19 protein-coding genes are annotated in these 21,571 nt (G+C 65.6%); 12 read left to right on the top strand and 7 right to left on the bottom strand.

Annotated features, from left to right (window positions below):
* Positions 1-4: 4 nt before the first annotated feature.
* Complete coding sequence (locus IE191_RS00955; RefSeq protein ID WP_191322467.1) at positions 5-355, bottom strand: DUF952 domain-containing protein; 351 nt, start codon at positions 353-355, stop codon at positions 5-7.
* Positions 352-3,117: a DNA gyrase subunit A gene (gene gyrA / locus IE191_RS00960; protein WP_191322468.1), complete on the bottom strand. Its 2,766-nt coding sequence runs from the start codon at positions 3,115-3,117 to the stop codon at positions 352-354. The genes IE191_RS00955 and gyrA overlap by 4 nt, the downstream gene beginning before the upstream one ends.
* A gap of 304 nt (positions 3,118-3,421) precedes the next feature.
* Between gyrA and IE191_RS00965 the strand changes: the two genes are divergently transcribed.
* Positions 3,422-4,762 (top strand): hypothetical protein, encoded by a 1,341-nt coding sequence (locus IE191_RS00965; RefSeq protein ID WP_191322469.1) that lies wholly within the window; start codon positions 3,422-3,424, stop codon positions 4,760-4,762.
* 81 nt (positions 4,763-4,843) lie between these two features.
* On the opposite strand, the gene IE191_RS00970 is transcribed toward IE191_RS00965, so the two are convergent.
* Positions 4,844-5,497: a carbonic anhydrase gene (locus IE191_RS00970; RefSeq protein WP_191322470.1), complete on the bottom strand. Its 654-nt coding sequence runs from the start codon at positions 5,495-5,497 to the stop codon at positions 4,844-4,846.
* Positions 5,498-5,564: 67 nt separating this feature from the next.
* Between IE191_RS00970 and lipA the strand changes: the two genes are divergently transcribed.
* Together lipA and IE191_RS00980 are read left to right on the top strand one after the other, a co-directional pair.
* Positions 5,565-6,527 carry a lipoyl synthase gene (lipA, locus tag IE191_RS00975; protein ID WP_191322471.1) on the top strand — a complete coding sequence of 321 codons (963 nt, stop codon included), beginning with the start codon at positions 5,565-5,567 and terminating at the stop codon, positions 6,525-6,527.
* Position 6,528: 1 nt separating this feature from the next.
* The gene (locus IE191_RS00980; protein ID WP_191322472.1) at positions 6,529-6,978 is read left to right on the top strand and encodes a type II toxin-antitoxin system RatA family toxin; all 450 of its coding nucleotides are present in this window, start codon (positions 6,529-6,531) and stop codon (positions 6,976-6,978) included.
* A 55-nt stretch (positions 6,979-7,033) separates the two neighbouring features.
* Here the strand turns inward: IE191_RS00980 and IE191_RS00985 are convergent, their stop codons facing one another.
* The 3 genes from IE191_RS00985 to IE191_RS00995 are packed head-to-tail and all read right to left on the bottom strand — an operon-like array spanning position 7,034 to position 12,291.
* Positions 7,034-8,824 (bottom strand): acyl-CoA dehydrogenase C-terminal domain-containing protein, encoded by a 1,791-nt coding sequence (locus IE191_RS00985; RefSeq protein ID WP_191322473.1) that lies wholly within the window; start codon positions 8,822-8,824, stop codon positions 7,034-7,036.
* A gap of 15 nt (positions 8,825-8,839) precedes the next feature.
* Positions 8,840-11,158 carry a 3-hydroxyacyl-CoA dehydrogenase/enoyl-CoA hydratase family protein gene (locus IE191_RS00990; protein WP_191322474.1) on the bottom strand — a complete coding sequence of 773 codons (2,319 nt, stop codon included), beginning with the start codon at positions 11,156-11,158 and terminating at the stop codon, positions 8,840-8,842.
* On the bottom strand, positions 11,158-12,291 hold the full coding sequence (locus tag IE191_RS00995) for a thiolase family protein (RefSeq protein ID WP_191322475.1): 1,134 nt from the start codon (positions 12,289-12,291) through the stop codon (positions 11,158-11,160). The genes IE191_RS00990 and IE191_RS00995 overlap by 1 nt, the downstream gene beginning before the upstream one ends.
* Before the next feature lie 279 nt (positions 12,292-12,570).
* Between IE191_RS00995 and IE191_RS01000 the strand changes: the two genes are divergently transcribed.
* The 4 genes from IE191_RS01000 (at position 12,571) to IE191_RS01015 (ending at position 16,635) form a co-directional block, all read left to right on the top strand.
* Complete coding sequence (locus IE191_RS01000) at positions 12,571-12,987, top strand: DUF2147 domain-containing protein (RefSeq protein ID WP_229815042.1); 417 nt, start codon at positions 12,571-12,573, stop codon at positions 12,985-12,987.
* 51 nt (positions 12,988-13,038) lie between these two features.
* Positions 13,039-14,340, top strand: a complete 1,302-nt coding sequence (locus IE191_RS01005) for an OmpP1/FadL family transporter (RefSeq protein ID WP_191322477.1) — start codon at positions 13,039-13,041, stop codon at positions 14,338-14,340.
* Between the two features lie 158 nt (positions 14,341-14,498).
* Positions 14,499-16,106: a long-chain-fatty-acid--CoA ligase gene (locus IE191_RS01010; protein WP_191322677.1), complete on the top strand. Its 1,608-nt coding sequence runs from the start codon at positions 14,499-14,501 to the stop codon at positions 16,104-16,106.
* A gap of 127 nt (positions 16,107-16,233) precedes the next feature.
* On the top strand, positions 16,234-16,635 hold the full coding sequence (locus IE191_RS01015; RefSeq protein WP_191322678.1) for a MerR family transcriptional regulator: 402 nt from the start codon (positions 16,234-16,236) through the stop codon (positions 16,633-16,635).
* Here IE191_RS01015 and IE191_RS01020 read toward each other — a convergent pair.
* The gene (locus IE191_RS01020; RefSeq protein WP_191322478.1) at positions 16,632-17,561 is read right to left on the bottom strand and encodes a DMT family transporter; all 930 of its coding nucleotides are present in this window, start codon (positions 17,559-17,561) and stop codon (positions 16,632-16,634) included. The genes IE191_RS01015 and IE191_RS01020 overlap by 4 nt on opposite strands.
* Positions 17,562-17,683: 122 nt before the next feature.
* Between IE191_RS01020 and IE191_RS01025 the strand changes: the two genes are divergently transcribed.
* From IE191_RS01025 to IE191_RS01045, 5 genes are all read left to right on the top strand, one after another.
* The gene (locus tag IE191_RS01025) at positions 17,684-18,136 is read left to right on the top strand and encodes a hypothetical protein (protein WP_191322479.1); all 453 of its coding nucleotides are present in this window, start codon (positions 17,684-17,686) and stop codon (positions 18,134-18,136) included.
* Between the two features lie 138 nt (positions 18,137-18,274).
* On the top strand, positions 18,275-18,586 hold the full coding sequence (locus tag IE191_RS01030) for an STAS domain-containing protein (protein WP_191322480.1): 312 nt from the start codon (positions 18,275-18,277) through the stop codon (positions 18,584-18,586).
* The gene (locus IE191_RS01035) at positions 18,583-18,951 is read left to right on the top strand and encodes a response regulator (RefSeq protein WP_191322481.1); all 369 of its coding nucleotides are present in this window, start codon (positions 18,583-18,585) and stop codon (positions 18,949-18,951) included. Before IE191_RS01030 ends, IE191_RS01035 begins: the two co-directional genes overlap by 4 nt.
* A complete protein-coding gene (locus IE191_RS01040) occupies positions 18,948-20,963 on the top strand; it encodes a chemotaxis protein CheA (protein WP_191322482.1) in 2,016 nt (671 codons plus the stop codon). The genes IE191_RS01035 and IE191_RS01040 overlap by 4 nt, the downstream gene beginning before the upstream one ends.
* A gap of 4 nt (positions 20,964-20,967) precedes the next feature.
* On the top strand, positions 20,968-21,480 hold the full coding sequence (locus IE191_RS01045; RefSeq protein ID WP_191322483.1) for a chemotaxis protein CheW: 513 nt from the start codon (positions 20,968-20,970) through the stop codon (positions 21,478-21,480).
* The last annotated feature ends 91 nt before the right edge of the window (positions 21,481-21,571 follow it).

The raw sequence follows: 21,571 nt of genomic DNA on the forward strand, positions 1-21,571 counted from the left end.
CGGCTTACCGCGTCGGGGGAAGCGCCACGCTGCCATCGGCAAGACGGCGCAATGGCTCCATCGCCACCACGGCCGACAGGGGCAGCGGCGCGTAGAGATGGGGGAACAGCGCGCCGCCCCGCGACTCTTCCCACTTCAAGGTGTCGGTGAACCGGGTCAGGTCGATAGCCGCGACGTGCAGGTCATCCTGCCCGGCAAAGTGCTTGTTCACCGTCTCCGTCACCTGGTCGGCAGTGGACATGTGGATGTAGCCGTCGGCCAGGTCGATCGGCGCCCCGGCGAACGTGCCGGTTTCCAGCTCGGCGCGTTGCCCGGCAGTCAAGACCTTGTAGGCGATGGTCGGATGCGCGCTCATTCCTCGCTCGCGCCTTCTGCCGCATCGGCAACGTCACCTGCTTCGAAAGCGCCGGTTTCCGGATCGCCGTCTTCGGCGTCCTGTTCGGCCAGGCGCACCGCGCCGACCACGTGCTCGTCGCCCGACACGTTGAACAGGCGCACACCCGCCGAACCGCGACCGATCACCCGCAGCGACGAGAGCGGCAGGCGGATCAGCTTGGCCTGGTCGGTCACCAGCATGAGCTGGTCGGCCTGGGTCGCCGGGAAGCTCGCCACCACCGGCCCGTTGCGGCCGATGTTGTCGATATTGGTGATGCCCTGGCCCCCGCGCCCGGTGCGGCGGTATTCATAGGCCGACGACAGCTTGCCATAGCCATTGGCGCAGACCGTGAGGATGAACTGCTCCCTGGCCACCAGTTCCTGGTAGCGTTCGGCGGTCATCTGCGGCTCGCCTTCCTTCTCCGCCTTCCACGGGGCAAAGCGCAGGTAATCCTCGCGCTCGTCCTGGTCCTTCACCCCGGCGCGATGCAGGATCGAAAGCGAGATCACCTCGTCCCCGTCCTTGAGCGCCATGCCGCGCACACCGGTGGAGGTGCGGCTCTGGAATTCGCGCACATCGTCGGCCGGGAAGCGGATCGCCTTGCCGGCGCGGCTGGCGAGCAGCACGTCGTCGCCTTCGGACAAGAGCGCCACGCCGATCAGGCGATCGCTGGCGTCTTCGTCGAACTTCATCGCGTATTTCCCGTTCGACGGGATGTTGGCGAACGAATCCATGGCGTTGCGGCGCACATTGCCCTTGGCCGTGGCGAACATGACGTTGAGCTTGCCCCACTCCGCCTCGTCTTCCGGCAAGGGCAGCACGGCGGCGATGGTCTCGCCCTGGTCGAGCGCGGGCAGCAGGTTGACGACCGGACGGCCGCGCGTGGCGGCGCCCCCTTCGGGCAGGCGCCACACTTTCAGGCGATAGACCTTGCCGGCGGTGGAGAAGAATAGCACTGGTGTGTGGGTGCTGGCCACGAACATCGTGGCGACGGCATCCTCTTCCTTGGTCGCCATGCCGGAGCGGCCCTTGCCGCCCCGCGCCTGGGCGCGGAAAGTGGAAAGCGGGGTGCGCTTGATATAGCCGTCGAGCGTGACGGTGACGACCATGTCCTCGCGCTCGATCAGGTCTTCATCGTCGATGCCATCGGCCGCCGGCATGATCTGCGACAGGCGCGGCGTGGCATAGGCGGCCTTCACCTCTTCCAGCTCCTGCCGCATCACGGCGAAGAGCTTCTGGCGGTCGGCCAGGATCGCGAGGTATTCCTTGATCGCGGTGGCGAGCTTTTCCAGCTCCTCGCCGATCTCGTCCCGGCCCAGCGCGGTCAGGCGGTGGAGGCGCAGGTCGAGGATCGCGCGCACCTGGATTTCCGAAAGGCGATAGGTGCCTTCGCCGGCCAGCGCATCGTCCTCGATTGCTTCGACCAGGCGGATATAGGGCGCGATCTCGCCCATCGGCCATTCGCGCGCCAGCAGCGCCTCGCGCGCCAGGGCCGGATTGGCCGAGCCACGGATGATCTTCACCACTTCATCGAGATTGGTGACGGCCACGACCAGGCCGAGCAGGACATGGGCGCGATCGCGCGCCTTGTTTAGCTCGAACTTGGTGCGCCGCGTGATCACTTCCTCGCGGAAGCGCACGAAGCTTTCGATGATGTCCTTGAGCGTGAGGATTTCCGGGCGGCCGCCACGGATGGCGAGCATGTTGGCCGGGAAATTCGACTGCGCCGGGGTGTTGCGCCACAACTGGTTGAGCACGACTTCCGGCGAGGCATCGCGCTTGAGGTCCACGACCACGCGCACGCCTTCACGGTTGGATTCGTCGCGGATGTCGGAAATGCCCTCGATCCGCTTGTCCTTGGCCGCCTCGGCGATCTTTTCGACCAGGTTGGACTTGCCCACCTGATAGGGGATCGAGGTCAGCACGATCGAGCGCCGGTTGGCGTCGCGACCGCGCCCTTCCTCCACTTCGTGGCGGCAGCGCATCATGATCGAGCCGCGCCCTTCGGTATAGGCCTTGCGCGCGCCGGCCGCGCCCAGGATCAGCGGCGCGGTGGGGAAATCCGGGCCGGGAATGATCTGGATCAGCTCGTCGATCGTGATCAGCGGGTTGTCCATATAGGCCAGGCAGCCGTCGATCACTTCGCCCAGGTTGTGCGGCGGAATGTTGGTGGCCATGCCCACGGCGATGCCGCCCGCGCCATTGACCAGCAGGTTGGGGAAGCGCGCGGGCAGAACCTGCGGCTCGTGCTCCGCACCGTCATAGTTCGGCTGGAAGTCGACCGTATCCTTGTCGATATCGGCCAGCAGAGAATCCGCAACCTTGGCCAGGCGCGCTTCGGTATAGCGCATCGAGGCCGGCGGATCGGGGTCCATCGAGCCGAAGTTGCCCTGCCCGTCGATCAGCGGCAGTCGCATCGACCAGTCCTGGGTCATGCGCGCCAGCGCATCATAGATCGCCGCGTCACCATGGGGGTGATACTTGCCCATGGTGTCGCCGACGATACGGGCCGACTTGCGATAGGCCTTGCCCGAGGTGAAGCCGTTTTCGTGGCTGGTCCACAGGATGCGACGGTGGACCGGCTTCAACCCGTCGCGCACGTCGGGAAGCGCGCGCGCCACGATCACGCTCATCGCGTAATCGAGGTAGCTGGTCTTCATTTCGTCGACGATGTCGATCCGCTGGAATTCGTGTTCCGGCGCGCCGGGGGTGGGATCGAGGTTCGGGGTGTCGTCGCTCACGATGGTGGCTTTGTCGTTTCGTTGTCTGGAAAGAGATTGCCCTAGGCGCCTTGCGCGCAAAAGGCCAGCAAACCATGCCGTTTCCGAGCTATCGAAAGGACACTTTTCCACACATGCGACGGGTTGCCTGAATGGCAAGACGAAATGCCATTCAATCCGCGTTCACGCCGCGCCACCTAGCAAGCGCAGAGTTGCCAAGGGCGCCAATCCGCGCCACTAGCGCAGGGCCGACCAGGGTAAGCGGCGGGGCCAGGTGAATCCAACAAACACACCGGCACCGTCGGGGTCGAACAGGAGATACAAGATGCGCGGTTCTTTGTGGAATTCGGGTAAGGGCACGATGGCGCGCGCGGCAATGGCCGTTGCGCTGGCTTCCGGGCTTGGTTTCGGTGCCATGGTCGCCCCCGCGATCGCCAAGGAAGCCAAGAAGGAAGAAGGCGGCGGCAACTCCAAGGAATTCGCGGCGGCCGCCGCACCGTTCCAGAAGTCGTTCAACGACTGGCAGGCCACCAAGGGCAAGGCCGCCGATGCCGATTACAAGGCCGGCGCGCAGAAGCTGGCTGGCGAGATCGGGCCGGTGGAAACCGCGGCCAAGACTCCGCTTGATCGCCTGATCCTGGGCCAATGGCAGCAGATCCTGGGCGGCGCGATGGGCGATGGCGCGCTTCAGCAGAAGGGCTTGCAGAACATGGCCGACAGCGGCCAGCTCGGCGCCGACAAGATGCCGATGGTGCAGTACTTCCTGGGCGCCACCGCGTACCAGAACAAGGACTATGCCACCGCCACCAAGGCGCTCCGCGCAGCTGTCGATGCCAACTACAGCGAAGACAATGCCGCCGAACTGCTGGCCGACTCCTATGTCCAGCAGAGCCAGCCCGCCCAGGCGCTCGACGCGCTGAAGGCGGCCGTGGCCGCGCGCAAGGCTGCCAATGGCACCGTGCCGGTGAGCTGGTACAAGCGTGGCCAGGTCATTGCCTACAACGCCAAGCTCGGCCCGCAGGCGATCGAATGGGGCCTGCTCTCGGTTGCAGCCGATCCCACGCCGATCAACTGGCTGGGCGCTGGCCAGCTTACCCGCGAATTCAGCCAGTTCGGCAAGGAAGAGTCGGTCGACCTTGGCCGCCTGTTCGAACGCACCGGCGCGCTGGGCGTGGACAAGCAGTACACCGGCCGCGAATTCGTGGAATATATCCAGGCGGCCGACCCGCGTCGCCTGCCCGGCGAAGTGCAGAAGATCACCGAACAGGGCATCGCTTCGGGTGCACTCAGCCCGTCCGATCCGTTCGTGTCCGACGCCCTGAGCCAGGCCAAGGCCCGTATCGCCGCTGGCGACAAGGCCTCGCTCGGCGCGCTGGAACGCGACGCGGCCAAGGCTGCCGACGGCAAGCTCTCGGCGATCACCGCCGACGCCTATCTCTCGTATGGCGAAGCGGCCAAGGCCGAAACGCTCTACAAGGCCGCGCTGAGCAAGGGCATTCCCGCGCAGGCGGACAAGGATCGCATCGAAACCCGCCTGGGCATCGCGCTGGCCGACCAGGGCAAGTACGATGAAGCCAAGGCGGCGTTCGCCACGATCACCAGCGGGGTGCGCGCCCCGCTCGCACAGCTCTGGACCCAGTACGTGGTGACCAAGGGCGCCAAGTAAGCGCCTGGAACACCGGTAACGAAGAAGGGCGGCTCCTTGCGGGGCCGCCCTTTCTCTTTGTCGTGACTGTGTGAAAGAAAATCAGACGGCAGGGGCGAACGTGCCGGTTTCCTCGTCCAGCAGGTGCAGCACGCCATCCGAAATGGCGAAGAACGCGCCGCGCAGGGTCAATTCGCCAGCCTGTTCCTTTTCCTGAACCCAGGGGAACGTGCGCAGATTGGCGATGCTGGCCTTCACGCCGGCCAGTTCCATCGCGCGCTCGGCAGCGCGGCCGCTGGTGCCGTGTTCTTCCACCACCGGCTTGCGCGCTTCATCGAGCAGCGAGATCCAGTCGGCGACGAAGCCGCCCGACCCGCGCGCCGCGCCGGCCATTTCCTGGGTCAGGGCCGCACGGCAGCCGCCGCACATGCCATGGCCCATCACCACCACTTCCTTCACCTTGAGCACCTGAATGGCGAATTCCAGCGCGGCGGAGACGCCGTGGTGGCCAGGCGTGGTCTCGAACGGGGGGACCATCGCCGCGACGTTGCGGACCACGAACATTTCGCCCGGATCGGTGTCGAACACCTGGGCCGGGTCCACGCGGCTGTCGGAGCAGGCGATGATCATCACCTTGGGTTCCTGCCCTTCGCGCAGGCGTTCCCAACGCTCACGATGCGGGGTCCACCCGCTGTCACGGAAACGGCGGTAGCCGGCGATGAGCTGTTCCAGCTCGGGGGATGTCGCTTGTGCCATGGCCAAAGGGCATGCCGTGTTCGATTGCCACTTTCAAGTGCCCCAAGATGCGCCTATCTGCGCAGGCATGACCGACACTGCCACGAACCTTGAGCCCGTCCAGCCCCAGCGCCAACGCAAGCCTGACTGGATTCGCGTGAAGGCGCCCACCAGCAAGGGCTATGGCGAGACGCGCCAATTGATGCGCGACTTGAAGCTCAACACGGTGTGCGAAGAGGCCGCGTGCCCGAACATCGGCGAATGCTGGACCAAGAAGCACGCCACCGTGATGATTCTGGGCGACGTGTGCACCCGCGCCTGCGCGTTCTGCAACGTGAAGACCGGCATGCCGCGCAAGGTCGATGCTTCCGAACCGGGCCACGTGGCCGAAGCGGCCGCGCGCATGGGTCTGGAGCATATCGTGATCACCTCGGTCGATCGCGACGACCTGCCCGATGGTGGCGCCAGCCAGTTCGTGAAAGTGATCAAGGCGCTGCGCGAGCAGACGCCGCAGACCACGATCGAGATTCTCACCCCTGATTTCCGCAACAAGATGGAAAGCGCGGTGGCCGCGATCGTCGAGGCCGGGCCGGACGTCTACAACCACAACCTGGAAACCGTGCCCCGGCTCTATCCCACGATCCGCCCCGGCGCGCGCTATTACGCTTCGCTGCGCCTGCTGGAGCAGGTCAAGCGGCTGAACCCGATGATCTTCACCAAGTCGGGCATCATGCTGGGCCTGGGTGAAGAGCGCCTGGAAGTGCACCAGGTGATGGACGACATGCGCTCGGCACAGATCGATTTCCTCACCATGGGCCAGTATCTCCAGCCCACGCCCAAGCACACCAAGGTGATGGAATTCGTCACGCCCAAGGCTTTCGACGCCTATGGCGCGATCGCCCGCGCCAAGGGCTTCCTTCAGGTGGCATCGAGCCCGCTGACCCGGTCGAGCTATCACGCCGGTGAGGACTTTGCCCAGATGCGCGCCGCGCGTGAGGCCCAGTTGGCCAAAGTCAGGGCGGGTGGGGCGGCGGCCCGCACCGGGGCCTGAAATGCCGCGCATTGCCGAACAGCGGCGGCTGCAATGGTCGCCGGAACAGATGTTTGACCTGGTCGCCGACGTGCGCCGCTACCCGGAGTTCCTGCCCTGGGTGGTGGCCACGCGGATCAAGTCGGACAGCGAGAGCGAAATGGTCGCCGACATGCTGGTCGGCTTCAACGCGCTGCGCGAAAAGTTCACCTCTCGCGTGCGCAAGGTGCGACCCGACCGGATCGAAGTGGAATATCTCGACGGGCCGATGAAAAGCCTGTCCAACGTCTGGGCGTTCCGCCCGGCCGAGGACGGCGAAGGCTGCGTGATCGATTTCTGCGTCGATTTCAGCTTTCGCAACGCCTTGTTCGAAAAGCTTGCCGGCCAGTATCTCGATCGCGCCTTCCGCAAGATGGTGGCCGCCTTCGAAACCCGCGCAGCCAAACTCTATGGCACGGACCAGACCATCTGAACCGCCTTCCCTGCAAAGGAAGGCGATCCAGATGGTTTGAGTCCTCAGGCGATCGTCAGAACGCTTCCTCGGCGAAATCCATCACCGAGCCCTTGCCGGCCTTGATCGCCAGATAGAGCGACGCGCTTTGCGGCAGCAGCTTTTCATAGAAGAAGCGCGCCGTATCGATCTTGGCTTTGTAGAAGCCTGCTTCGCCGCTGCCCGACATGAGCGCGCGGCTGGCGATCTTCGAGGCCTTGGCAAAGCAATAGGCCATCGCGACGAGGCCCATCAGGCGCAGGTAGTCGGTGGCTGCGGCGCCGCCTTCTTCCGGATCTTTCATGCCGCGCTCGGCGATGATTGCGGTTGCGCCCTGCAAGGCTTCGAACGCGCGCTTGAGGCCGGCAACCATCTTGCCGATGGCCGGGTCTTCCAGGTTGGCCTCGATGAAATCGCTGACCGGGTGGAAGAAGCTGCGCAGGTAGCGGCCCATTTCGGCGGGCATCTTGCGGCCGACGAGGTCGAGCGCCTGGATGCCGTTGGTGCCTTCATAGAGCATGGCGATGCGGGCATCGCGCATGTACTGCTCCACCCCGCTTTCGCGGATGAAGCCGTGGCCGCCATAGCACTGCACGGCAAGGCTGGCGCTTTCGAGGCCGAGATCGGTGAACATCGCCTTGACCACCGGGGTCATCAACGCAACGAAATCGGCGGCACGCTGGCGCTGTTCCGGCTCCGCCCCATGCTTTTCCGCATCGAGCGCGCGGGCCACCCAGGCCGACACGCCACGGCAGCCTTCGTTCCACGCGCGCATGGTCAGCAGCATGCGGCGCACGTCGGGGTGGACGATGATCGGATCGGCCGGCTTGTCCGGGTGCTTGGCGCCCGACAGCGAGCGGCCTTGCAGGCGGTCCTTGGCATACCACACGGCAGACTGATAGGCCGCCTCGCCAATGCCCAGGCCCTGGATGCCCACGCCCACGCGCTCGGCATTCATCATCGTGAACATGGCTTCCAGGCCGCGATGGGGTTCACCCACCAGCCAGCCCTTGGCATCCTCGAACAGCATCTGGCACGTGGCCGAAGCCTTGAGGCCCATCTTGTGTTCGATCGCGGTGCACTTGGCGCCGTTGCGGACCGAAGGGTTGCCCTCGGCATCGGGCAGGTACTTGGGCACCAGGAACAGGCTGATCCCCTTCACGCCCTTTGGCGCATCGGGCAGGCGCGCCAGCACGAGATGGACGATGTTGCTGGTCAGGTCATGCTCGCCGGCCGAGATGAAGATCTTGGCGCCCGACAGCTTGTAGCCGCCCTCGCCATCGGGTTCGGCGCGGGTGCGCAGCAGGCCAAGGTCGGTGCCGCAGTGTGGCTCGGTAAGGCACATCGTGCCCGACCATTCGCCGCTGACCATCTTGGGCAGGTATTCCTGCTTCAGCGTGTCGTTGGCATAGACCGTCAGCGCGGCGATCGCCCCGTTGGTGAGGCCGGGATAGAGGCTGAACGACACGTTCGTCGCGCAGATCATTTCCTCGACCAGCTTGCCCACCGCTTCGGGCGCGCCCTGCCCGCCCCATTCGGGCGGCAGGACCAGCGCGTTCCACCCGCCTTCGGTGAAGGCCTTGTAGGCCTCGATGAAGCCCTTGGGGGTACGCACCACGCCGTTTTCCAGCGTGCATCCTTCCTCGTCACCGCTGCGGTTGAGCGGCAGCAGCACATCCTGGCAGAGCTTGGCCGCTTCGGTCAGCACCGCCTCGGTCAGGTCGGGGGTGAAATCGGCGAGGGCGGGAATGTCGCCAAAGCCATCATCGGTGTGCAATTCGTTGAGCACGAAGCGCATGTCGCGCAGGGGAGCGGTATAGATCTGCATGGCAAATCTCCTCAATCAGTTGCGAAGCGGCTTGCCGGTCTTGAGCATATGCTCGATCCGGGCCTGTGTCGCGGGATTGCGCACCAGGCTGGTGAATTCGTGGCGCTCGGCCGCCAGCAGATCCTCTTCCGTCACGGTATCGATCACGTCGGCATCGCCGCCGGTCAAGATGCGCGCAAGGGCACCCGATACCACCTCATCGTGCGGCGTGGCCATGCCCCGCGCGCGAAAGCCCTGGACGGCCATGTCGAGCGCGGTCTTGCCACCGGCACCGGGCAGGCGGAACACCGGCGGTTCGGGCGGCTGATAGCCTTCGGCCAGGGCCAGCACGCGCGCCTTGGCATCGGCGAGCAGGCGATCGCGATTCATCGTCACCTGGTCGGTCGGGCGCAGGAAGCCCAGCTCGATCGCCTGCGCGGCAGACTTGGACACGGTGGCGGTGGAGACGGTTTCAAAGACCTTGGCCACGGCCGGCATCGGCCCCTTGGGCAGGGCCGGATTGTGACGCCAGCGGTCGAGCATCTCGCCATTGCCGCCCCAGCCCGGCACCAGGCCGACACCGCATTCGACCAGACCGATATAGCTTTCGGCATGGGCCTGGATCGCATCGCAGTGGAGCAACACTTCGCAGCCGCCGCCCAGCGCCATGCCGGCCGGTGCGCCGACCACCGGGAACGGCGCATACTTGAGCGCCTTCAGCGCCTGCTGCCCGCCCGAAACCAGCTTCTCGATCTCTCCCCAGGCGGCGATGTTCATGGCGAAGATCGCCAGGCCCAGGTTGGCGCCGGCCGAGAAATGGCTGCCCTCGTTGTAGATCACCAGGCCCTTGAACTTTTCGGCGACGAGCGGGATCGCCTGGCCGATCAGCTTCATGACTTCGGCATCGAGCGCGTTCATCTTGCCGGTGAACTCGATCGCGGCCACGCCATCGCCCACGTCCCACAGCGCCGCCGAAGCGGTCTTGAGCAGCGGCTTGGCCGAAAGCTTGATGTCTTCCAGCAGCACGACGCCGTCGGGGCGGGCCACATCGTGGTATTCGCCATCAATGCCCAGCGCCTGGCGCTTGCCGCCTTCCACGCGGTAGAACGGCCGGCCGGCGGCCAGTTCGACAATCGCCGGAACCGGCTTGCCTTCGGCCTGGAGCCGCTGTGCGAAGGCGGCGGTGCCAAGCTTGTCGATCAGTTCGAACGGACCGAACTTCCAGTTGTAGCCCAGCTTCATCGCCACATCGATGGCGACGATATCGTCGGACGCCTGCGGCACCAGCGAAGCGGCGTAGGACAGCGTCGGCCCCAGCACGGCCCAGGCATAGGCGCCCAGCTTGCCGGACAGGCCGACCAGCGCTTTCAAGTCCTTGAACACGGCGCCGGGCAGCGACGGCGGCTTGGCGGCAGCGCGGTATTCGCCGGTGGCGAGGTCGATCGCTTCCTTGCGCTTGCCGGCTTCGCGGTTGAGGCGATAGAACCCGCCCTTGCCCTTGCGGCCGGTATAGCCATCGGCGATCATTTTCATGATCAGCGGATGATCGACGGCAATGGCGCGATAGGCATCGTCGGCCGGCAGCGTGGCCGTCAGGCTGGCTTTGAGGTGCGGCATCAGGTCGATCCCGACCAGATCGACCAGGCCGAACACGCCGGTCTTGGGCACACCCATCGGCTTGCCCACCACGGCGTCGGCTTCTTCCACCGTCAGCCCCAGATCGATTGCGGCGTTGATCGCCTGCTGGATCCAGAACGTGCCGACGCGGTTGGCCAGGAAGCCCGGCGTGTCCTTGGCGCGCACCACGGTCTTGCCCAGGGCGCGGTCGGCAAAATCACTGACGTTCGCCACCAGCGCAGGATCGCTGGCGGGGCCGGCGACCACTTCGAGCAGGCGCATGTAGCGCGGAGGGTTGAAGAAGTGGGTGATCAGGAAATCGCGGGCAAAGCCTTCGCTGCGCCCGGCGATCAACTGTTCGAGCGGGATGGTCGAGGTGTTGGACGAGACCGCCGTGCCGGGGCGGCGCACGCCTTCCAGCTTTTCATAGAGCGCATGCTTGAGGTCGAGGCGCTCGACGATGGCTTCGATCACCCAGTCGCATTCAGCGACGCGGGGCAGATCGTCTTCGATATTGCCGACTTCGACCAGCTTGGCCGCGCGCTTGCTCATGAACGCGGCGGGTTCGGCCTTGGCCAGGCGATCGAGCGCGCCTTGCGCCACGGCGTTGCGGTTGGCCGGATCGCGCACGATGTCGAGCAGCAGGACGGGAACGCCGGCGTTGGCCACCTGGGCGGCGATGCCCGCGCCCATCGTGCCTGCGCCGATCACGCAGACCTTGCGGATGGCTTGGCTCATCAGATTGCCTCCAGTACCGTGGCGATGCCCTGCCCGCCGCCGATGCACTGGGTGGCGAGCGCATACTTGCCGCCGGTGCGCTGCAACAGGCTGGCGGCCTTGCCGACGATGCGCGCGCCGGTGGCGCCGAGCGGGTGGCCAAGGGCAATCGCGCCGCCATCGAGGTTGATCTTGGCGGTGTCGAGGCCAAGATCGGCGATGCAGGCCAGCGCCTGGCTGGCAAAGGCTTCGTTCAGTTCGATCACGTCCAGATCAGACACCGAAATGCCGGCGCGGGCCAGCGCCTTGCGGCTCGATTCGACCGGGCCGATGCCCATGATTTCCGGCGCGCAGCCGGAAATGGCCATGGCCTTGATGCGGGCCAGGATCGGCAGGCCATGGGCGCGGGCATAGTCTTCGCTGGCCACGATCACCGCGCTGGCGCCATCGGTCAGCGGCGAGGAGGTGCCGGCGGTCACCGTTCCGGTGGCGCTGAACGCGGGCTTGAGCCCTGCCAGGGTTTCAGCCGTGGTGCCGGGGCGCGGGCAGCCATCGGTGTCGACCAGGCCGGCCTTGGTCTCGATCGGCACGATCTCGTCCGCCAGCTTGCCGGCGGCGATGGCCGCAGCGGCCTTGTCCTGGCTGGCCACGGCAAAGGCTTCCTGCGTTTCACGCGAAAGACCATACTGGCTGGCGAGGTTTTCGGCGGTATCGCCCATGCCGATATAGGCCTGGCTGACCTTGGCCAAGGCCGGGTTGGGCAGCGGGTTGAAGCCCATCATCGGCACGCGGCTCATCGATTCGACGCCCGCAGCGATGAAGACGTCGCCCGAACCGGCGGCAATCTGGCCCACGGCATAGTGGATCGCGCTCATCGACGAGCCGCAGAAGCGGTTGACCGTCATCCCTCCGACCGAGCGCGGCAGGCCGGCAATCATGCCGATCAGGCGGGCAACGTTGAAGCCCTGTTCGCCTTCGGGAAAGGCGCAGCCGACGATCAGGTCCTCGATCGCCTCGGGCGAAACGCCGGTGCGCTGGACCAGGCCCTTGATCACTGCGGCGGCGAGATCGTCGGGCCGGGTGCGGGCGAGCGCGCCCTTGCCGGCAAGGTGGAACGGCGACCGGGCGTATCCGGCGATAACCGCGTTGGGCATGTGTCTGGCATCCTCGTCAGGTGGGGCAGCTTCCGCGATGCGAGTCCGATTCATCCGGAATCACCCTTGGCGCTGCTTTCGTCCGTAATGGTGCTCAACTTTCCCTATACGTCAACCAAAATTTGGGGCATAGAGTGAGTCGCACACCGGCAAAGGCAAGAAAGGCCGGGTGGTAACCGGATACCGAAACGCACGACCAGGCTTCTGGTTCTGCCCGTTCGGTCGTTGGGTCGAGGATGAAGAACGATGAAAGGTAAGCCGTTATTGGCCGTGACCGTAATATCCCTGATCGGGGCAGCGGCGGCCACCTATGCCACCCCCACGCTCGCCACGCCGGCAGACCAGGCGATCGGCCGCTGGGCCACCCCTTCCAAGCACGGCGTGGTGGAAATCGCGCCCTGCGGCGCATCGATCTGTGGCCGGTTGTTGGAATCCGACCACATTCGCGCAAACCCGGCCTTTGCCGACAGCAACAACAAGAACCCCGCCCTGCGCAATCGTCCGCTCAAGGGACTGACCATTCTGCAAGGTTTCACGCGCAGCAACGACGGCTGGGAAGGTGGTTCGATCTACAACCCTGAAGACGGCGGCACCTACAAGGCGACGATCACCATCGCTGACGCCGACACGCTCAAGCTCAAGGGCTGCATCGTCTGGCCCTTGTGCAAGACCCAGACCTGGAAGCGGCTGCGCTGATCAGCGCGAAACCACAAGCATCACAAGAATTCAAATGGGAGTGAGAGAGAGATGACCCTGAACCACCGCCGCACCCTGGCCTGCGCCGCACTTCTGGCGGGAACCGCCGGGCTTGCCAGCCCCGCCCTGGCGGGCGGCTTCTATCTTCAGGACCAGTCGACCAAGGCAACCGGGCGCGCCTATTCGGGTGAAGTGGCCGATACCGGCGCGGAAAGCCTGTGGTGGAACCCGGCCAGCATCGGCGGCATGACCGGCGGCGAAGCCATGCTCAGCGCCACCGCCATCCTGCCTTCGGGCGACGTGGTGGATAACGGTACGCTGATCAAGCGCCCTGGCCAGCCGGCAACCGCCGTCGGTGGTGACAGCGTGGCCCACAATCCGATCCACAAGGGCGTGGTGCCCTCGGGCGCGATCGCGCATGCACTGGGTGATCGCTTTGCCGTGGGCCTGGCCGTGACCGCCCCCTACAACTTCACCACCGAGTATTCGAACACGAGCTGGGCGCGCTACACCGCGCTCACCACCCGCCTGCGCACGATCGACATCCAGCCTTCGCTGGCGGTGCAGCTTACCCCGGTGATCTCGATCGGTGGCGCGGTGAACGTGGAGCATGCCGATGCCACGCTCGGCAACGCCCTGCCCAACCTGCTCGCCACGCTGCCCGACGGCAGCCAGACGCTCAAGGGCAAGGGTTGGGACGTGGGCTGGTCGGCCGGCGTGCAGTTCCGTGGCAAGGCCGTTACCGTGGGCCTGAGCTACAAGTCGGCCATCACTCACAAGCTCAAGGGTGACGTCACCGTGGCCGGCCTGCTCGGTCCGCTCGCGGCCAACAACATGAACATCTCGACCGAAGCCGACTTCACCACGCCGTGGCAGCTCACCTTTGGCGGCCGCTGGAAGGTGAGCCCGGTGTTCACGCTCAACGCGCAGGCCACCCGCTTTGGCTGGGCCAAGTTCGACTCGATCAAGCTCGGCAGCCCGCTCAACACCGCGATTCCGGAAGACTATCGCAACACCTGGGCGGTCTCGGTCGGTTTCGACGCGGACCTGAGCCCGAAGTGGACGGTGCGCGGCGGCGTGCAGCGTGACGTGTCTCCGGTGCGCCCCACCGAGCGCGATGCCCGCGTGCCCGACAGCAATCGCTGGAACTTTGCCCTGGGCGCCACGCATTCGCTGAGCAAGGCGTTCAAGGTGGACGTGGCGGCGAACTACCTGACGCTGGACGACGCGCCGGTCAACCGCGTGACCGCAGCCTATGCCGGGACCGCCGCGCAGACGCCGATCCTGGTCAATGGCATGCTGCAAAAGGCGCATGTCGTGGTGCTCTCGCTGGGCGGGCGGCTCGCGTTCTGATCGCCAGTGGCGCCGGGGCCAGGTCGGCTCCGGCGCCACGCCTCCCTGCTGCCAATGCCTTCCCTTCCCTCTTGCCGGAACCTGACATGGTCGCTGCTTCCCAGATCGAGGCCCCTACCCACCGCGATACCCTGCCGCCGGATTGGTCACCGCCGGCGATGCTGCTGGGCGATTTCATGGATAACGCCGTGCGCGATCATGGCGACCGCCCGGCTGTGGATTTCATGGGGCGCACCTGGACCTATCGCGCGCTGTGGCGCCTGGTCGAGCGGGCGGCACGCGGGTTTCAGGACATGGGCCTGGGCAGGGGTGACCGCGTGGCGCTGTGCCTGCCCAACACGCCCTATTACATCGTGCTCTATTTCGCGGCGCTCAAGATCGGCGCGGTGGTGGTCAACCTCAACCCGCTCTACACGCAAAGCGAGATGCGGCACTTGTTGACCGACAGTGGCGCGCGCGTGGTGGCAGTGCCGGACTTGCGCGAAATCCATGGCAAAGTGCGCGCTATTGCCGAAGAGTGCCAGTTGGCGACGATCCTGGTCTGCCCGATGGCCGGCATCCTGCCGCGCGTGAAGGCCTGGGGCTGGCGGCTGTTCAAGCGGCGCGACCATGCCCGCTATGCCCACGATGCTCTGCACATGCGCTTTTGCGACCTGATCGCGCGCGGCGATCCGCCACGCCCGGTGGCGCTGGTGCCCGATGATCTGGCCGTGCTGCAATATACCGGCGGCACCACCGGCACGCCCAAGGGTGCGATGCTGACTCATCGCAACCTGACAGCCAATGCCCTGCAACAGCAGGCGCACATCCACGGCGATCTGCCTGCACCACAACGCACGCTGGCGGTCCTGCCGTTCTTCCACGTCTTTGCGCTGACCGCCGTGCTCGATTTCTCGATCCTGGTGGGATCGGAACTGGTGCTGATGCCGCGCTTTGAAATGGACGCGATGCTGGCCACGATCAAGCGCAAGCCGCCGACGCTGTTCTTCGGCGTGCCTACGCTGTTCATTGCCATGAACGCGCTGGACGATGCCAAAATTCCCAACCTTTCCGGCCTGCGCGCCTGCATTTCCGGGGGCGCACCGCTGCCGCTGGAAGTGCGGCAGACGTTTGAACAGCGCACCGGCGCAGGGATCTGCGAAGGCTATGGCCTGACCGAAGCTTCGCCGATCGTAACCTGCAATCCGGTGGATGGCGATATCCGTGCGAACAGTTGCGGCCAGGCCTTTCCGGGAACGCACATCGAGATCCGCGACCCGGAAAATCCCGAAACGATCCTGCCGATCGGCGCCAACGGCGAAGTCTGCGTACGGGGGCCGCAGGTCATGGCCGGGTATTGGCAGCGCCCGGACGATACCGCCAATGTCTTCGTCGATGGTGCGCTGCGCACGGGCGACGTGGGCCATCTGGATGAGGATGGCTATCTCTACCTCGTCGACCGGCTCAAGGACGTGATCCTGAGCGGCGGCTACAACGTCTATCCCCGCGTGATCGAGGAAGCGGCCTATCTGCATCCGGCGATCGAGGAAGCCATCGCCATCGGCATTCCCGACAAATATCGCGGCCAGAGCGCCAAGCTTTTCGTCAAGCTGCACGACGGCCAGACCGCCAGCCCCGAGGAAATTCTCGCGTTCCTGGCGCAGCAACTCAACAAGATCGAAGTGCCGCGCGCGGTGGAAATCCGGCAGAGCCTGCCCAAGACCATGGTCGGCAAGCTGTCGAAGAAGGAACTGGTGGCCGAGGAACGGGCCAAGACGCAGGCGTGACGCCAACGCCGTTTCGGGCAGTTGCAATCCGCGTTTTGCGGCGCAATAGGTAATGCCATTTTGGGGGGAACTTTTGGCCACCATGATCGACGCTCTGCCCGATCCACCCGATGCGCCGGTGGAACCCATGCCGCCCGTGCCGCAAGACGGCCTCCAGGGCATCCAGGACGTGGCCAAGCGCCTCGGCGTGACTCATCGCACTTTGCGATTCTATGAGGACAAGGGCCTGATCGAGCCGGCGCGGGTGGGCAACACGCGGATCTATTCGCATCGCGAAGTGGCGCGGATGCAGTTGATCCTGCGCGGCAAGCGCCTGGGCTTCACCATCCGCGAGATCAAGGAATTCCTCGATCTCTATGATGTCGATCCCACCAGACTGGAGCAATTGCAGCACCTGGTGGCGCATATCCGCAGCCGGCTGCGCAAGCTGGAAAGCCAGCACAGCGCGCTGCTCAAGACCATGACCGAGCTTCAGGCGATGGAAGCCGAGGCACTCGACAAGATCGGCGAATTGACGCCCAAGAGCTAGGCTTCGCGCAGGCGCCAGCGCAGCAGCCAGGCCGGCAGCGTGTCGGCCGTGCTGACGATCACGATCCCGGCCAGGATCAGCAGCGAACCACCGATGAAGGCGGCGTCGAGCTTGTCCCCCAGCACCGCGACCCCGGCAGCCACGCCGAACATCGGCGTCATGAAGCTGAGCACGCCGAGCCGCGCCGCGCTGTAATGGCGCAGCAGCGCATACCAAGTAAGATAACTGAGAAACGCCACGATCACCACCTGGAACGCCAGGCTGGCAAGCAGCCCCGGCGTGAGGTGGATGGTGGTCTCCCCCAGCACCGGTGCGGCCAGCGTGCAGAGCACGAAAGCGCCCATCAACTGGTAGAACAAGGTCACCGAAGCGGGGGCATTGGCGAGCGAGGAATTGCGCAGCACGAGCGTGGTGCAGGCCCAGCCGCAGGCACCGCCCAGAGCCAGGGCATCGCCCAGCCGTCCGTCGGGATAGCCCGCCCCTTCCGCGCCGCCACTGAACGCCAGCACCACCCCGGCAAACGACAGCGCAATGCCCAGCCACTGGCCGGCGCGCAGGCGCTCGTCCGGGCGCAGCAGGCCAAGCGCCAGGGCCGCCCCGATCGGCGCGGTGTAGAGATAGATCGTGACGTGGGAGGCGCTGGTGAAGCGCAGCGCTTCGCCGGCCAGCAGGAACTCGGTGCCGAACAGCAGGCCGATGGCCAGGCCCGGCGCCAGGGTCTGCCGGTTGATCACCCGCCCTTCCCCGCGCCACAGCACTACGGCCAGCGTGGCGAGGCCCGCGAGCCCTGAGCGCAGCCCCATCTGCAACAGCGGGCTCATCGCATCGGCGACCAGCTTGATCGCCACCTGTTGCGATCCCCAGATCGCGCAGAGCACGACCATGATGGCAACGGCGGCAGCGTCAATGGGCTTGCGGTCGGTCACGTGAAAAATCCGCCTGGCAGAGAAGGGAAGCGAGGGTCCGGCTGCCTTTAGCCGCATACCACTGTCAGCGGCAATCGCCGTGTTGCGGCGCCAATCTGCCTGATTTTGCAAGTGGTGACTTCATGGTTGCCGATCAGGAACGGATTTGCAAAACCCTGGGAATTAAGGATGCCATGGGCATGATCCCAGAAAGGCGTACAGTGCGCGCAGCGGCAGAAGTGATTTTCTCCCTGTGGTTTGCAGTGATCGTGTTTTTCACGGTTCTGTCAGACGGACGGCTGCTCAATCTGCACGGGGCGATGACCGGTCATGCAAGCTGGGTCGCACTAAGCCTCTTGGCTTGGGCAACCTGGATTGCATTTGCGGCCATGCTGTTGGTAGGGCCGTGGAGACAACGCAGAAGGTTGCAGTTCTACGCGTCGATGGCGACCATAATGTTCTGCGCCACATTGGGTGCCTACAGCATGCTGCCAACTAGCACGCCTGACTGGTTCCGAGCCGTACTGACTGGCAGTATCGCCGGGTTGGCCAGCATAATAGCCAGTTGGCTGGTCAGGCGGCGAGCGCAGTGCTGAGCTGATACCCAAACCTTCTCGAACAGCGAACAACGCAAGACAGCACAGAGCCTAGAGCTAAGGGAAATGACGCAGGGCACCCTTACCGCGATTTCAGCGAGGTAGCCCTAACCCATGACGTGTTCTGCGGAGTGCGCCATGAGTTTTACCCTCAGCCTTGGCCCAGTGGCCAACATGCAAACCATCACCGCCGCCTGGTCCACGCTGACCGAGGCGATGGAGGCGCATGCCGCGCTGGTGCTGGACCTGTCCGACCTTGCCGATGTCGACCTGACGATGGTGCAACTGGTGGAAACCGCACGGCAGCATGCGGTGCGCGACAGCCGCGCCTTGCGCCTGTCTGCCCCGGCCAACCCGGCGGTCACCGCCTTGCTGCGCCGCGCCGGCTTCCTGACCGACCCCAGCCCCGAAACCCTTGATTTCTGGTTCCACGGAGAACGTCCGCAATGACCGCCTCGATCCTGACCGTAGACGATTCGAGCAGCCTGCGCCTGGCCACGCGGATTGCGCTGACCGGCGCCGGCTACACCGTGACCGAAGCCTGCGACGGCCTGGAGGGCCTGGGCAAGGCGCAGGGCCAGAAGTTCGACATGATCATCACCGATCTCAACATGCCCAACATGGATGGGCTGAGCATGATCCGCGAGATCCGCAAGCTGCCCGTGCAGATGGGCACCCCGATCATCTTCCTGACCACTGAGTCGGACGATGCCCTCAAGCAGGAAGCGCGCGCCGCCGGCGCCACGGGCTGGCTGGTCAAGCCGTTCCAGCCCGACCAACTCCTGCGCATTGCCAAGAAGGTGCTGGGCCGGTGAGCGACCAAGACCCCATTGCCGCGTTTCGCGTGGAAGCAGGCGACCTGCTCGACCAGATCGAACAGGCGCTGCTCGATCTCTCCAACCGGCTCGACGATCGCGGCCTGATCGATGCCGTGTTCCGTGGCCTGCACACGCTCAAGGGCTCGGGCGCGATGTTCGGGTTCGATGCGCTGGCCACGTTCACCCACCATTGCGAAACCGCGTTCGACCGCGTGCGCAAGGGATTTTTTCCGGCCACCGCCGAACTGGTCCACGTGATCCTCTCGGCGATGGACCACATGCGCGCGCTGGTCGATGGCGACGGCAGCGGGCTGGAAGCAACGGGCGCAGCGATCCTGGGCCGGTTGCAGGCTGCTTTGCCCGAAAGCGGGACCGTGACCGCTGCTCCGGAAACCGAAGATGCTGCGCCTGAAGCCGCATCTGAAGGCGCAGGGGGATGGCACTTGCGCTTCCGCCTGCCGCCGAGCGCACTCGCCAATGGCACCAACCCGCTCAGCCTGCTCGATGAACTGCGCGAGCTGGGCGAATGCCGCGTCGTCGCCTTGTGCGATGCGCTGCCGCCCCTGCCCGACCTCATTCCCACCGAATGCCTGATCGGGTGGGACGTGACCTTGACCGGGGCCATCGCCCGTGAGGCGATCGAGGACGTGTTCATCTTCGTGATGGACGACATGGACATGGAACTCACGCCTTTGGCCAGCGTGGCGATCGAGAGCGCCGCCGGCCCAGCGCCGCAGCCCGAGCCAGGCAGCAGCCTGCCCGCAGCGCCCGTCGTGGCGACGCCCGCTACCGACGCAGCCGCGCGCCAGGCGCCGCGCGCCGGGGAAAGCGTGCGTGTTCCGGCCGAGCGGCTCGACGTGCTGATGGACCGCGTGGGCGAGCTGGTGATTGTCCAGAGCCGGTTGTCGCAATTGGCCAACAGCGGGTTGATCGGCGCCTCGGGCGAAGTGGCGCTGCGTTCCATCTCGGAAGAGATCGAGCGACTGGTGAGCGAGATGCGCGACACGATGATGGTGCTGCGCATGGTGCCGGTGGCCAACTTGTTCGGCCGGTTCCGCCGACTGATCCATGATCTGGCGCGCGATACCGGCAAGGCCATCGAACTGCTGACCGAAGGCGAGGCCACCGAGGTGGACAAGACTGTGACCGAGCAACTGGCCGATCCGATCGTCCACCTGATCCGCAATGCCTGCGACCACGGGCTGGAAACGCCGGAGGAACGCCTGGCGGCCGGCAAGCCCGCCACCGGGCGCGTGATGCTGACGGCCGCGCACGCCGGTGGCGAAGTGCTGATCACCATCACCGACGATGGGCGCGGGATCAACCGCGAGCGGGTTCGCGCCAAGGCCGAAAGCAACGGCCTGATCCAGCCCGGCCAGGCGCTGTCGGATCACGAGCTGTTGCAGATGATCTTCCACCCCGGCTTTTCCACCGCTGCGCAGGTCACCAACCTGTCAGGGCGCGGCGTGGGCATGGACGTGGTCAAGCGCACGATCGAAGGGCTGCGCGGCACGATCGACATTGCCAGCCAGGAAGGCAAGGGTTCGACGTTCACCCTGCGCATTCCGCTGACGCTGGCGATCATCGAGGGGCTGCTCGTGCGCGTGGCCAATGGCTGCTACGTCATCCCGCTGGCCGCGGTTGAAGAGTGCATCGAGCTGACGGCCGAGGAAGATCGGCGCACGCGCGGGCGCAGCATGATCCAGTTGCGCGATGCACTGGTGCCGTTCCTGCGCCTGCACGACCTGTTCGACACCGGCGCCGAGCCGGACGAGCACCAGAAGATCGTGGTGATCTCCGCCGCCGGCGAGCGCGTCGGCCTGGTCGTCGACCAGATCATCGGCAGCCACCAGACGGTGATCAAGTCGATGTCCGGCGTCCACCGCGACGTCCACAGCTTCTCGGGCGCCACCATCCTGGGCGATGGCAGCGTCGCGCTCATTCTCGACATCATGCAACTGGTCGCCACCGGCCAGCAGCGGGAGGCACGGCTGCGCGCCGTGGGTTGAAGCCATGACCGATACGACCACCACCAGCAAGACCCCTTGGGACGACCACGGCAACCTGGAAGTCCTGACCTTCGACGTGGGCAGCGAGCGCCTGGCGATCGAGGCGACCGACATTCGCGAGATCGTCGATCTGCTGCCCGAAACGCGCGTGCCGGGCGCCCCGCCGCTGGTGGCCAGCATCGTCAACTATCGCGGCAAGATCATTCCGATCGCCGACTTGCGCATCGCCTTTGGCATGCCGATCGCCGCTGCCACGCCCGACAGCCGGATCGTGGTGATCGAAACCCCGATCGACGGCGAGGCAACCCATATCGGCCTGCGCACCGACAAAGTCCACGAAGTGGCCGTGCTGTCTCGCCAGGACAGTTCCGATCCGCCGCAGGTCGGCCTGCGCTGGCGCCGGGAATTCGTGCGCGAATTCGTGCGCCAGGCCGACGGCGTGATCGTGCTGCCGTGCCTGGCCGCCATTTTCGAAACCGCCCCCCGTCAACTTGGCAGCGGCCCATTGGCCGCATGAACACCCCTTGCCCGGGGTTTGTCGGGCTGACGTCAGCATCGGGACGGGCGCATTCGCCGCAGGGACCCGAGCACCAGAACCGAGGACCGTA

The organism is Novosphingobium pokkalii, assembly GCF_014652855.1.
GTDB lineage: Bacteria > Pseudomonadota > Alphaproteobacteria > Sphingomonadales > Sphingomonadaceae > Novosphingobium > Novosphingobium pokkalii.